The 12,800-nt window shown below is 71.1% G+C and carries 12 protein-coding genes; 6 read left to right on the top strand and 6 right to left on the bottom strand.

Features of this window, described 5'->3' with window-relative positions:
• Window positions 1–137: 137 nt before the first annotated feature.
• The 4 genes from WCD58_RS13490 to WCD58_RS13475 form a co-directional block, all read right to left on the bottom strand.
• On the bottom strand, window positions 138–332 hold the full coding sequence (locus WCD58_RS13490; RefSeq protein ID WP_337703551.1) for a ferredoxin: 195 nt from the start codon (window positions 330–332) through the stop codon (window positions 138–140).
• The gene (locus WCD58_RS13485; RefSeq protein ID WP_337703550.1) at window positions 329–1,288 is read right to left on the bottom strand and encodes a cytochrome P450; all 960 of its coding nucleotides are present in this window, start codon (window positions 1,286–1,288) and stop codon (window positions 329–331) included. Before WCD58_RS13485 ends, WCD58_RS13490 begins: the two co-directional genes overlap by 4 nt.
• Before the next feature lie 233 nt (window positions 1,289–1,521).
• On the bottom strand, window positions 1,522–2,055 hold the full coding sequence (locus tag WCD58_RS13480) for a VOC family protein (RefSeq protein ID WP_337703549.1): 534 nt from the start codon (window positions 2,053–2,055) through the stop codon (window positions 1,522–1,524).
• 37 nt (window positions 2,056–2,092) lie between these two features.
• The gene (locus tag WCD58_RS13475) at window positions 2,093–2,977 is read right to left on the bottom strand and encodes a fumarylacetoacetate hydrolase family protein (RefSeq protein ID WP_337703548.1); all 885 of its coding nucleotides are present in this window, start codon (window positions 2,975–2,977) and stop codon (window positions 2,093–2,095) included.
• An 82-nt stretch (window positions 2,978–3,059) separates the two neighbouring features.
• Here WCD58_RS13475 and WCD58_RS13470 point away from each other — a divergent pair, with 82 nt between their 5' ends.
• On the top strand, window positions 3,060–4,850 hold the full coding sequence (locus WCD58_RS13470; RefSeq protein WP_337703547.1) for an alpha/beta hydrolase domain-containing protein: 1,791 nt from the start codon (window positions 3,060–3,062) through the stop codon (window positions 4,848–4,850).
• Here WCD58_RS13470 and WCD58_RS13465 read toward each other — a convergent pair.
• On the bottom strand, window positions 4,840–6,579 hold the full coding sequence (locus WCD58_RS13465; protein ID WP_337703546.1) for a helix-turn-helix domain-containing protein: 1,740 nt from the start codon (window positions 6,577–6,579) through the stop codon (window positions 4,840–4,842). The two genes, WCD58_RS13470 and WCD58_RS13465, sit on opposite strands and share 11 nt — an antisense overlap.
• A 134-nt stretch (window positions 6,580–6,713) precedes the next feature.
• Between WCD58_RS13465 and WCD58_RS13460 the strand changes: the two genes are divergently transcribed.
• The 5 genes from WCD58_RS13460 (at window position 6,714) to WCD58_RS13440 (ending at window position 12,588) form a co-directional block, all read left to right on the top strand.
• Window positions 6,714–8,357 (top strand): bifunctional 3-(3-hydroxy-phenyl)propionate/3-hydroxycinnamic acid hydroxylase, encoded by a 1,644-nt coding sequence (locus WCD58_RS13460; RefSeq protein ID WP_337703545.1) that lies wholly within the window; start codon window positions 6,714–6,716, stop codon window positions 8,355–8,357.
• Entirely contained in the window at window positions 8,354–9,907 is a 1,554-nt protein-coding gene (locus tag WCD58_RS13455; RefSeq protein WP_337703544.1) for a carboxylesterase/lipase family protein, read from the top strand. Before WCD58_RS13460 ends, WCD58_RS13455 begins: the two co-directional genes overlap by 4 nt.
• 358 nt (window positions 9,908–10,265) lie before the next feature.
• A complete protein-coding gene (locus tag WCD58_RS13450; protein WP_337703543.1) occupies window positions 10,266–10,541 on the top strand; it encodes a hypothetical protein in 276 nt (91 codons plus the stop codon).
• A gap of 417 nt (window positions 10,542–10,958) precedes the next feature.
• A complete protein-coding gene (locus tag WCD58_RS13445; protein ID WP_337703542.1) occupies window positions 10,959–11,558 on the top strand; it encodes an RNA polymerase sigma factor in 600 nt (199 codons plus the stop codon).
• A 103-nt stretch (window positions 11,559–11,661) separates the two neighbouring features.
• Entirely contained in the window at window positions 11,662–12,588 is a 927-nt protein-coding gene (locus WCD58_RS13440; protein WP_337703541.1) for a hypothetical protein, read from the top strand.
• Here WCD58_RS13440 and WCD58_RS13435 read toward each other — a convergent pair.
• Window positions 12,585–12,779, bottom strand: a complete 195-nt coding sequence (locus WCD58_RS13435) for a hypothetical protein (RefSeq protein ID WP_337703540.1) — start codon at window positions 12,777–12,779, stop codon at window positions 12,585–12,587. The two genes, WCD58_RS13440 and WCD58_RS13435, sit on opposite strands and share 4 nt — an antisense overlap.
• Window positions 12,780–12,800 lie beyond the last annotated feature (21 nt).

Here is a 12,800-nt window from a genome sequence, read left to right as displayed (position 1 = left end):
GGTCGCCGCATTCTGCGGCCCACCAAGCCCTTGGGCGTGGTCTCTGTGATGAGCGTGGTGCGCCTGCCGCACACGATGCTCAAGCGTGCTCGCCAGCGGTCGAGCCTCAGGTGGACCGTCGGCAACCATTATCAGCTTCAGCTCCGCAGCAGGAAGAGCGCGGCGACCGGACAGGCGCGTGCGCCCGACTCAGCGGCGGCGCGCAGGTCTGGGGTGATCTCTCCTACCAGCACCCTGGAGTAGCCTTCTTCGTCGACTTCGAAGATCTCTGGTGAGGTCTGCTCACAGAGCCCGTGGCCTTCGCAGACAGCGCGGTCGACTTCGATGATCATGCTGGCTTCTCCGGGGTGACGCGCAGCGGGACGGATTCGTAGCCGCGGACGACGGGGTTGCGGCCGCGGACGGGGTCTCCGGTCAGTTCGATGGTGCTGGCCTGCGTGGCGAGTGCCTCGAGGAGGGCCGCTGCTTCCATGCGCGCCAATCCCTGTCCCGTGCAGGCGTGCGGTCCGTAGCCGAAAGCGACGTGGTCGAGGGGCTTGCGGTCGATGTGGAAGGTGTCGGGGTCCGGGTACTTCGCCGGATCGCGGTTGGCCGCCGCCCAGTGCAGAAGGACCTTCGCGCCCGCCGGGACGACGGACCCGCCGAAGGTGATCTCCCGCGTCGCGACGCGGAAGAAGCCGACGACCGGGGTCTCGAGCCGCAAGACCTCCTCGAAGAACTGAGGTGCGAGGCGCTGGTCGGCCTTGACCGCCGCCCAAACGTCCTGCCGCTCGGCGAAGAGCCGCATCAGGGCGCTGATCGCGTTGACGGTGGTGTCCATGCCGGCCACCAGGTACGCGCTCAAGGTCTTGATCGCACCGAGCTGAGTGAGCCGGCCTTCGTCGACGGCGTCCATGACCGCCTCGCCCCAGCCGCCGGGGGTGAGCTTGGACCGGTCGGCCATCGTGCCCATCCACTCGGTGTACGCCTGCAGGTGCGGCAGGTGCGCCATGACGTAGTCGTTGAAGGGCCCGAATCCCGCGAACGTCGCGTCGGCGCCGGGCTGCAGTTTCTCCCGGCCCTCCACGGGCAGGCCAACGAGATCCGCGACGACGTTCACGGGGAAGACTCGTGCGACGTCGGCCACCCCGTCGAACGTCCTGCGAGCCACCAAGTCCGCGACCAGCCGGTGGGCGTCGGCGCTGATCTGGTCACGGACCTTCGCCAGGCCCCGGGGAGCGAGCTTCTCGGAGAGGATCCCCCGCAGCGCGTTGTGCTCGGGCGGGTCGGACGCCAGGACCGACCCCACGAGCTGCTCGTTGAACTCGTCCGTGAGGGCCACACCCTTCGCCGAGGTCAGCGACCGCCAGTCGCCAGTGGCGGCCCGGACGTCGTCGTACCGGGTGAGGACGTAGATGTCGTGCCTCGTGGAGTAGACCACCGGGCCGAGTGCGCGCACCTCGGCGAGGACGGGGAACGGGTCCGCGACGACATCGGGGGCAAACAGGTCGACATCGGTCGCCGGCGGGCGGAGAGCGCTCGTCATGTCGTTTCCTCAGATCGGTGCTCGTGGATCGCGAGAGATGCGGGGATGCCGTCGGCGTGGTGCTGGCGGTCGAGGTCGTCGAGCAGGCTCTCCATCGGCTGGTCGAGGTCCACGGGCTTCTTGTACGGCTGGGGGACATCGTCGAGCCCGGTCGGTGCGAAGACCTCGCTCCGGTTGCCTTCGGGGTCGTAGAAGTAGATGCCGACGGCGATCCCGTGGGTGACGATCTCGTGGAAGCGGGCGTCCGACGCCTCCAGGCGTCTCTTGAACCCCTGGAGGTCCTCGAGCGACTCGCACATCCAGCTGATCTGGTTGATCAGCAGGCCGCCATCGTGGTCGGTACGCCCGGCCATCAGCGCCAGCTCGTGGTGCGCCTTGTCCGGCCGCGAGCTCAGGAACACGGCCCCGGTCGCACGCGCCTCGTCCGTAGCGTCGGTGACCTCGAGGCCCAAAACGTCGGTGTAGAACCTGGTCATCTTCTGGAGGTCGTCAACCCAAAGTCCGACGTGGGCCAGTCGCTGGATGGCCATGACGTGTCCTTTCGAGCGTGCCGAGGAGAGGGCCGCGTCAGCGGCACACATTCTGGAGCTCGCCGATCCCCGGGATGGCCGTGGTGAGGACGTCGCCGGGTTCGAGGAATCGCGGTGGCGTCATGCGGCCGCCGATGCCGCTGGGGGTGCCGGTGGCGATGACGTCGCCCGGCAGGAGCGTGAGGACCCGGCTCATGTACGAGATCAAGACGGGGACGCCGAACAGCAAATCCGACGTCCGTGATTTCTGCATGCGCTCGCCGTTGACCGAGCAGGTCAGCTCCAGGTCGATCTCGCCCGGGGGGAACTCGTCGGGGGTCACGAGGTACGGGCCGAGCGGGGTGGTGGCCTCGAAGGTCTTTCCGGCGAGCCACGTCGGCCCGTGGTGCTGCCAGTCGCGCACGGTGACATCGTTCATGATCGTGTAGCCGGCGATTGCGGCGCGCGCTCCGGACTCGTCGACGTCGCGCACCGGCTCGCCGATCACGACGGTGAGCTCGACCTCCCAGTCGGTCTGCTCGCTGACGGTCGGCAATCGGAGCTCGTCGTGCGCTCCGATGAGCGCGGCCGGGAACTTCGAGAAGAAGAACGGGTGCTCCGGTGTCGGGCGCCCCGTCTCGGCGATGTGGGCCTTGTAGTTCAGGCCAGCACAGATAATCTTGTCCGGCGTGGTGACCAGCGGGGCGAACGACGCGCCCGCTACCGGCACGCGCGCGCCGTTGGACGTCAGTGCGAGATCTTGCCAGCCGGGCCGGCGAAGAAGATCGGTGAGCTCGTCCTCGAGGACCACGAGGGTGTCGCCGTCTGCTCGGGCGGCGCGCGTCCGACCGTCCACGCGAATGTTCGCCAACCGCATCGTCGGCCCTTTCCCCGCTGCTCGGCAGTGGCGGTCAGGCTCGCACGGGGAGATGTCATCGACCATGTTCCGGCGGTACGGGGAATTCCCGGCGACATGTCCTCGGCGTACATGGGGTCGTGTCGTCGGCGCATCTAACGTCGCGGTCGTGGCGGTGCGTCGCTTCCAACGGTTCCCGATTCCTGCGGGCGTCGACCTCTCGGCGCCGGAAGGCTGCGTCCTCGAGCGGTACGAGGCCGAGGTCGTGCTCGACCCCGCCCACCCGAGCAACGGCGGCGTCGCGGGCCTCGGCGACGCCTCCACGGGCGCGGACGGGGGCGTCGCGGTCATCCTGCAGGCCCAGCTCCTGGCGCCGGCCGACCGCGACGTGTCAACGTTGCTCGTCGAGGTCGTCAACCGGGGCCAGGCGGCGCATGTCCCGTTCGACGGCGACGCGGTCACGGCCCATCGTTCCGCGGTGTTCGGCGCGGCTCCGCGTGCGCTCGAGCGGAACGCCCTCGTGCTCCGCGACCGCGGTGCCGTCCTCTGGTGCGGATGGCAGTGGGACCTCGCCGGTGGGGACCCGCGCCTGCTCGCGGCGGCGGTGCCCGCGGTCCGGCCCGACGTCCACCGCCGGCATCCGCCGGTCACCGCGAACCTAACGACCCCCGTGCCGGCCGCGGTGCTCCCGCTGTTCGGGCTCCCGGGTGCGGCGTCGCCGTACCCGGTCGAGGATCTCGGTGACGGGCGGGCGGAGCTTCGTGCGATCACCGCCGGCGATGGCGCCGGTGCCCTCGTGCCGCGGGATCGATGGGGCTTCACGAGGGAGCCCGGGGATCCGGACGGCGTCAACGTGTGGTGCGTCGACGCCTTCGTGCCGGGCACGACCTATCGCGTCACGTACCGCGGCGGGCGCTGCCCGGTCGCGGGCGCCGCGATGCTCGCGGTTCGGGATGTCGTCGCCTTCCTGCGATCGCGGCCGCATCCGGTCCCGTCGCCGCTTCCCGCTCCACCCGCCGTGGTGCTCGGCTACGGGATGTCGCAGGCCGGTCGGTTCCTACGGCAGTTCCTCCACGACGACCGGAATGCGGGCGAGAACGGTGAGCGCGTCTTCGACGGCCTCCTGGTCCACGCGGCCGGCGCGTGGCGAGACGCTCTCAACGGTCTGCACCCCCAGCCGTCGAGCGCACCGGCTCCCGGCAGCGTGCCGCACGGCTCGTCCGCGAGCGGCGACCTCCTTGCTCGCACGGCGCCTGCCGTTCGGCCGCGCGTTCTCTTCACCCACACCGCCACCGAGTACTGGCGGGGAGACGCCGCGCTCACGCACCTGGACGCGGTGACCGAGCGGGACCTGCCCGACCCGGCCCACGCGCGGCACTACCTGTTCGCCGGCCTCGATCACTACGGGAGCCGCCGACCGCCGGGCCGGAGCGCGAAGTTCCCCGTCAACGATGTCGACTCCGGCCTCCTGCTGCGTGCGGCGTACTGGGCGCTCCGCCGATGGGTGAGCGAGGGCGTCGAGCCGCCGCCCTCGGCAGTCCCCCGATTCGCCGACGGGACGGTCGAGCTCCGGAGCGTCGTCCTCGATGAATTCCGCTCCGTGACCGGCTTCGGCGAGGCCATCGCCCTGGACGACGGGTGGCCTCCGGCGTGGGTCTCGGCCGTCGACGCGTGGCACAACGAGCGGGCCGGCATCCGACTACCGGAGGTGGCCGTGCCGCTCGCGACGCTGACGGGGTGGAATCCGCGGACGACCGACGAGCCCGGCGCCACGACCCTCACGCCGCTGACCGGCGCGCGTCTTCCCCTGGACGCCGCGCATCCGGACTGCTCGGCGACCGCCGTCGACGCGCGGCGGACGGAACAGCGCTGTCGGGAGATCGCCGAGGACCTGGCCGCGCGGGGTGTGCTCCTCGCCGAGGACGTCGACGCGTGCGTACGGCGTGCCCTCAGGTACTGAGCAGGCGCCGCAGTCGAAGGGCCAGGTGGATTTCCAGCAACCGCTGCGGCGCCCGCCAGTCCGGTCCGAGGAGGTCACCGACACGCTCGAGGCGCTGTTTGACGGTGTTCACGTGGACGTGGAGCGGCTCGGCGGCGGCCACGCTGCTCGACCCGCAGTCCAGGAAGGTCAGCAGCGTGTGCTCGAGCGCGCTCGACCGGCGGGCGTCGTACGCGAGCAGGGCACCGATCGTCGCATCGATGAACCGCTGCGGGTCGTTGCCCGGACCCAGCACCAGGCCCATGAAACCGAGGCTGCCCATCGTGGCCGCGCCGTCCTGCCGGTCGAGGCTCGTCATCGCCTGGAGGCACCTCAGTGCCTCCCGCTGCGCGCTCCCCCACTCGCCGACGGTGCCGACCGGACCGGCCGCCGCGACCAACGCCGGGTGATCGACGCCTCCGGCGACGGCACCGTGGAGCTCCCTGGCGCCCTGCTCCGGGTCCTCTCCCGGGAAGATCGCCACCACCGTGCCCCGGTATGCCGCCGCCATGCCGCCGAGGGACCGCGCGGCGGTGTGGACGGTCTCGGCGAGCTGCTTGCGCGAGCGGGGGGACGACACGCACGCCACGCACATCGGCCCGCGCACGTCCAGGCCCAGCGACGCGGCCCGGCGCGGCAGGTGCTGATCGTCCACGCCGATGTCGAAGACGTCATTGAAGAACTCCATGCGGGCCAGTTCGCCGGCGCTGTTGACGTAGACGTCGTGCGTGATGAGCACGGTCGCCACGGCCGACACGCGAGAGAGGATCCGGATCTCGGTCGGGTCGAGAGACCGCGAGGCGATCACGATCAGCACCGCCTGGAGCTCGTCGGCCGCGCGTACCGGCACCAGCGCGACGGCCCCGTCCACGTGCGGCAGCGTGTGCTCGCGCGCGTAGGCCACGGCCTCGTCGAGCAGGGGCGCGTCGGGCATGGACGCGTGCCGACCGGCCGCCGCGAGCTGGCGCGTGTCGAGGTCGACGACGGCCACGCAGCCGCCGAAGAACGCCACCACGGCCTGGGCCAGTCCGTCCAGGGTGACGTCGTCCATCGCGACTTCCAGCAGTTGCTCGTCCGCCTCGTGGAACCGCTGCAACTCCGCGTACTGGCGGGAGACGCGGTCGAACGCGGCACGCAGCGTGGCGGCGTCCTCGGCCGCCGTCTCGGCGCGCTCGTGTGCCCTGATCAGCGGGACCGCGTGGGCCGCCAGCCGGTGGAGGACGTCGATCTCGTCAGGATCGATGCGATGCGGTCGCCGCCAGGCGATGCTCAGCGCCGCCAGGACCTCGGTGCCCGCCCGGAGCGGCACGCCGGTCGAGGCCACGATGCGCTCGGCAGAGATGATCGGATCGGCCGCCCACGTCTCCTCGAGGGTGCCGTGGGCGCGGTCGCTCGACGCGCTCGCGGGCATGCCGGTGAGGAAGATCGCGCCGGGCGGTGACTCGCCCACCGGGACGCCGACGCTCGTGCTCAGGGCGGTGATGGCCCCGGCGACCGCGGCGACACGGGTCTCCGCACGCTCGGGATCGAGCAGGTGCAGCGCGGCGGAGTCGGCTCCCGTGAGGCTGCGGGCCCGGTCGACCAGGGCCTGGTGGAGACCGGCTCGATCCTCCTGCGTGGCCATGTGGAGAACGGCGTCCAGCAGCTCGACCGCCCCGTGGCCGCGTGCCGGACCGACGGTGGCGTCGCCGTCGTCGACGGGCAGGGACATGGGTGGGGTCCTGACGTTCGGCGGGTCCCGGATATCCCGAGCGGCCACCGTCCTGCGGGAAAGGTGGCCCTCGCGCACATCGTGGCACAGGTCACCAGCTGGCAGATTCTCCTCCGACTCGAGGAGGTGGCGCCATGGCACAGGTCGGGGGCGAACGTCAGGGTGACCTGGACGTGGACGTCCTGGTCGTCGGCTACGGGCCCGCCGGTGAGGTCCTCGCCGGCGCGATCGCCCGGGCCGGGCACCGTGTCGCGGCGGTCGAGCGCTGGCCCGCACCGTACGGGCTCCCGCGCCTCGTCGGTTTCGACGGCGAGGCGGTGCGGATCGTCCAGTCGGTGGCGGACGTCGACGACGCCCTCCGGGACTCGGTCGTGTTCGAGCGCGCGCAGTGGTTCGGCGCCGACGGTGAGCTCAACATGACGACGGACATGAGCGGCACCAGTTCCGGCTTCGCGGCGCTTTACAGCGTCTACCAGCCCGACATCGAGGCGGCGATCGAGAGCCGCACCGCGACCTTCCCCAACGCCACGGTGCTGCGGGGCACCGGCTTGGTGGACCTCGATCAGGACGACGACGGCGTCACCGCGACGGTCGGCGCGTGGCGGAGCTCCACCGAGGGCGTCGATCCGGCGACCCACCGCAGGATCACGGCGAAGTACCTCGTGGCCTGCGACGGGGCCCGCAGCACGGTACGGACACGGCTCGAGGCCGAGCTGGAGGACTTCGGCATCGACGAGCGGTGGCTCAACTTCGACACGATCGTCAAGCGTCCGCTCCCGGAGAAGGTCGCCGGCATCGAGTTCCACATGTCGCCCGAGCGCCCCTACGTGTTCATGCCGATCGGGACCAAGCGGCACCGTTTCGAGATCCGCCTCCTGCCGCACGAGAGCGAGGAGGAGATGGTGCGGCCCGAGGTCGCCTGGAACTGGTTGGCGGACAAGTTCGACCTCGGTCCCGACGACGTCGAGATCATCCGGGACGTCGTCTACCCGTTCCCGACCCGGATCGCGAAGGATTGGCGCCTCGGTCGCATCTTCCTCGCCGGCGACGCCGCCCACACCATGCCGCCGTACACGGGTATGGGCGCCTGCGCAGCCATGCGCGATGCGACGAACCTGGCCTGGAAGCTCGACCTCGTGCTGCGCGGGCTCGCCGGCGACGCGCTGCTCGACACTTACCAGCAGGAGCGCGAACAGCAGTACCGATTGCTCGTGGACGTCTCGGTCATGCTGTGCGAGGCCGTGAACCTGAGCGACCCGGAGGCGGCCAAGGCACGCGACGCCGCGATGCGGTCCCGGCCCGCGCCACCGCAGTTCTTCCCCGGCCCCAAAGTCGGGTTCCTCCACCACGAGAGCGGCCGTGCGGTCATCGCCCCCGTCGGCGACGCGAGCCCCCAGGGCGTGATCCGGCGCAACGGCGTGGCCGGTCGCTTCGATGACCTGCTCGGACACGGCTGCTTCTCGCTGGTCGCGCAGTTCGACCCCGCGGTGGCGCTGAGGCGGGACCAGCTGGGCCGTCTACAGGCTCTCGGCATCGCGATCGGCAGCCTCGCACCGTCGTCGCCCTTCCACGTCGAGGACGTCGACGGCACCTACCGGACGTACTTCGACGCCCAAGACGTCGCGGCGTTCGTCGCCCGGCCCGACTTCCTCGTGTTCGGACAGGCCGCCGACGAGGGCGAACTGCGTGACCTCGTCGACGAAATGCTCACCGGCTTGCTCGATCCGGCCGGTGGACGTGACCTCGCACCGGCCCTGGAGAGGTCACGAAAGGCATGAACAACGTGATCGCCCCGATCGTCACCACGACCGCCGGGGACGTCCGGGGCGTCCGGAGGGACGGCGACGCCGCTTTCCTCGGCATCCCGTACGCGGCCGCCCCGGTCGGTGCCCTGCGGTTCGCCGCGCCGCGAGCGCCGAATCCGTGGGCCGGGGTCCGCGACGCCACACGACCGGGCGCCACGCCCCAGCGACGGCTCCTGGGGCTCGAACCGAGCTTCCCCGAGCCGACCGTGCCGGGCCACGAGACGCTGAACCTCAACGTCTTCACTCCGGCGGCGGGCGAGCCCGACCGCCGGCTCCCCGTCATGGTCTGGATCCACGGCGGTGGCTTCGCAGCCGGCTCGCAGGCCAGCCCCTGGTACGACGGCCGCTCGTTCAGCCGGGACGGCGTCGTCGTGGTCACGATCTCCTACCGGCTCGGTTTCCACGGGTACGGGTGGATCGCGGACGCGCCCATGAACCGCGGCGTGCTCGACCAGATCGCCGCGCTGGAGTGGGTACGCGACAACATCGCCGCATTCGGCGGCGATCCCGCGGCGGTCACCATCGCGGGGCAGTCGGCCGGGGCCATCTCCGTCATGACCCTGTTCACCATCCCGCTCGCGCAGTCCCTGTTCCGCTCCGCGATCTGCATGTCAGGCGCGGATCGCATCCAGAGCCTGGCGGAGGCGGAGCACGTCGGGCGCGCGCTGGCCGTGGCCGCCGGGGCCGAGCCCACGGTGGCGGGCTGGTCCGCCCTGACCGAGGACCAGGTGCTCGACGCCCAGGACGCCTTCGGCATTGCGACGCCTCCCGACGAGATAGACCCGGCCGCCTTCGTCCGGAGCGCCCTGATGCCGCCTGGGGACCAGGGCATGCCGTTCGGTCCGGTCATCGACGGTGACCTGCTGACCCGCTCGGTCGGTGACGCGCTCGCCGGCGGTGTCGCCGCGGACAAGGACCTCCTCATGGGGGTGACCGCACACGAGTTCACTTTGTGGATGCTGCACGCCGAGGAGCACTTGCGCGGCGTCGACGTCGTCGAGGCGATGGTCGAGGAAGGGCTTCCGCGGGAGCTCGCCCGGGACTACGTCGCGAGCCACCCCGAGCTTCCCAGCGCCGCGGCGCTCCTCGGTCAGTTGATCGGCATCCGGGGCTTCCGTCAATCGATGATGCGCTGGGCCGATCTGCGCGCGAAGACCAGCCCCGACCTCACGTGGCTGTACGACTTCCGGTGGCCGTCGCCGTTCTACAGCGACCTCGGCGTGCACTGTGTCGAGCTCCCGTTCGCCTGGGACCTGCTCGACGCCGATGGTGTCGCGCGCACGCACGGGCCGCATCCACCACGGGAGCTCGCGAAGGTCACGCACGCGGCGTGGGTCGCGTTCGTCACCGAGGGCGACCCCGGCTGGCGGCCGTGGACAGGTGGCGTGGGGATGGTCTTCAACGAGACGAGTCGCGAACAACCCATCCTGGGGATCGAGCGCCGCTTGGCCGACGCCGCCGCTGTCGTCTGGCCGGAGACCAAGATCGGGCGCGACGGAGCCAGGGAGAGCGGGTCCTCGTGACCACCAGTGCGCTTGATCACGCGCTTGCTGGCTCCCGCGTGTGTAGGCCGGTCAGCCGGCCCAGGGCCGCCCAGAGGCTGGTGTCCTCGGTGTCGCGGGCGCTCAGATAGCCGTCGGGTCGGACGAGGATCCAGTCCCTGTCGGACGCGGTTGGCGCGAGAAGCCGAGCGCGCCACAGATTTGGGAGGCCGCGACCCGCGTTCTCGACCCCGACCACGACCCGACGTTGCCAGGACCCGCACCCAAGGGCCACGAGAACCCCAACCTCAAGAAGGTGTTCTCGGTCGACTGACCCGGCGAGCTGCTGACGACGCGATCTCCGGGGAACCGGTCGCGCCTCTAGTGCGTCGAGCTGCGCATGACCGACATGCTGCAGTCCGCCCTTCCACATCGAGACCCCGTCGCCACGCTCTTCGCCGCTGCGCTCGATGGAGATGCCCGGGCCGAGCATGCGCTGAGAGAGCTGGCTCGGACAGACGACCTTGCCGCCGACGCTCTCTGCGCCTTGGCCTCCTGCGAAGTCGATGACGCCGACCCGACACACCCAGCCGATGTCGCGGCAATTGACCAGCTGATCGCGGCGGTGCTCGAGGCGGTCGGGCCGCCGCGCTCGGGCATGAGCCGGAGTTGTTGAGGGCCCTCGCTCGCCTTCGCTCGGCGCCTCACGGCCGGGCGGCCAGGGGGCCTTCGGCCCTGATCGGAGCCGCTGCGCGGCGCTGTCTCTCTTCCTTCCTTCTACCCGTGGGGCGTCCGAGTCTGAGGGGCACGGGCCAGGCAAGCCGTCGATGAACCGGCCCCGCACCGACCCGGTGACCCCGCCGCAGCCCTCCCGCGCTTGGCAGCGCCGCTCGGCCTGACGGCCGTCTTTCGGGGCGGGCCCACCGGGTCGGAGGAGGCCGAACCCCCGACGGTCCCCTCCGGGGACCTGCCCCGTGCCCCTCAACGCGACTCGCGCCCCACGGGGCGAAGGAAATGGCAGCGGCGGCCCGGCAAGGGCGGCGGCGGTCGGCTTCTCGCCCCGGCTCACGTCGCGTCCGGGAGGACAGCAGAGATGACCGATTCCGTCACCCACGAGGACCGCTACCAGGAGTCGAGCGACAACGAGCTGGTCGAGCTCTACCGCCAGCACGACGACCTCGACGCCATCACCACCCTGATCCGGCGCCACGAGCGGGCGCTGCGCGCGATGGTCCGCCGCATCCTGCACCACGAGGAGGACACCGCCGAGGTCGTCCAGACCACCTGGGTCCGCGCCCTCACCGCGCTCGCCCGCCCCGAGCACGAGGTCAGCGGGGTCGTCATGGGCTGGCTGTGGAGCATCGCGCGCAACGAGGCCATCGACCGCCTGCGGAGGGCCCGCATCCGGCGCGCGTCGACCGTCTCGGCCGGGCTCGACATCGCGGCTACGACCAACGACTACGCCGCTGCTGACGCCCGCATCGTACTCGCCCAGCTTCTCGACACCTTGCCGGAGCACCACCGGGACGCGATCACGCTGATATGGCTGCGCGGACTGTCTGTCCAGGAGGCGGCCGATGTGCTCGGCGTGGCCACCGGAACCGTCAAGAGTCGATGCAACCGCGCCCGCCAGCTCATGGCCTCTGCGGTGACGCGAGGCGGGGCGATCGCCACGGCTCTCGATCCCTACTGATCAAGCCCGCCGACCAGTCGCGCGCACGCGGCTGGTCCGCCGTCCGTCAGGTCTGAACCCCCCTCGAAGGGGAACCCCGTCCGTGAAGCCCGAGGAGAGCACGATGGCCGACGCCGAGGCCCACACCAGGACGAGTCTCGATGAGCAGATCCCGCGCCAGCGCCCAGCACTCGAACAGCCGCCCGCTTTGGCCGATCAGTGGCTCATGCAGGTGCTCACCGCCATGGGCTGCCGACGATCCGGCCGAAAGTGGCAGTGCCCCGCGCACGCGCACTCCGAAGCGCACTCCGCATCGTTGGTGATCGGGCGACGCGACGACGGTCATGGCGCATGGGTGCACTGTCACGCTGGCTGCTCGGTGACCGCGGTTCTCCGAGCGCTCGGACTGCGCCCCAGCCACCTGCAGCGCCCACCCCGAGTCTCTCCACCCCGGTACGTCCACCTGAAGGCTTTGCGGCGCGAATGGCCTGAGCTCAAACACCCCGGTGGTCGCGCTGGAGCCGGCGGCTATCGACACGAGGCGTGGCACGCCTACGGCCCCGATCATGCGAAGCAGCGGCTTCGCCGGCCGGACGGCTCGAAGGCCATCCGGTGGGAGTCCCGGAACGGGCGAGGGGAGTGGGTACCGGGACTGCTCGGTGCTCGCGAGGCTGACCTGCCGCTCTACCGGCAAGACGAGGTCCGGATGGCCGCGGCAGCGGGGGAGACCGTTGTCCTCTGCGAGAGCGAGTCGTCCTGCGATGCCCTGCACGGTGTCTACGCGACGACGTGGGCGGGCGGGGCCGGGAGTCCCCCGCTGGAGACGCTGGCGCGAGCGTTGGAAGGCGTCGAGATTGTCATCGTTCCTGACCACGACGACGCCGGGCTCGCCTGCCTCGACCGTCTCATCGGAGCCCTGCCGAACGCCAGGGTGCTGCTCGGACGTCCTGGCGAGGACGCCCGCGACCTCCACAACCGAGTAGGCCCCGACGAGTTCACCGACCTGCTGGCCTCGGCGGCCGACGCCGAGGGCTCGCAGGAGACGGACTAGGAGGGATAGAGGACGACGCGACTGGGCGGTGCCGCGGGCGCATCCGGGTCCGTCACCGGCTCGCCGTCGACGCGCGCCCCGCCGTTCGTGATCCAGGTCCGCGCCCGCTCCTCCGAGAGACCGGCTTGGACGAGACGCGCGAGCACGGTGATGGGTCGGTTGTCGTGATCCTCGGGCTCGTCGTCGGTCACGGGATCACGCTAGGCACGACC

Origin of the sequence: Actinomycetospora flava (assembly GCF_037400335.1) — a bacterium.
Lineage (GTDB): Bacteria > Actinomycetota > Actinomycetes > Mycobacteriales > Pseudonocardiaceae > Actinomycetospora > Actinomycetospora flava.
Note: the sequence above shows the minus strand (reverse complement) of the source record. Positions and strands in the feature narration are given on the sequence as shown.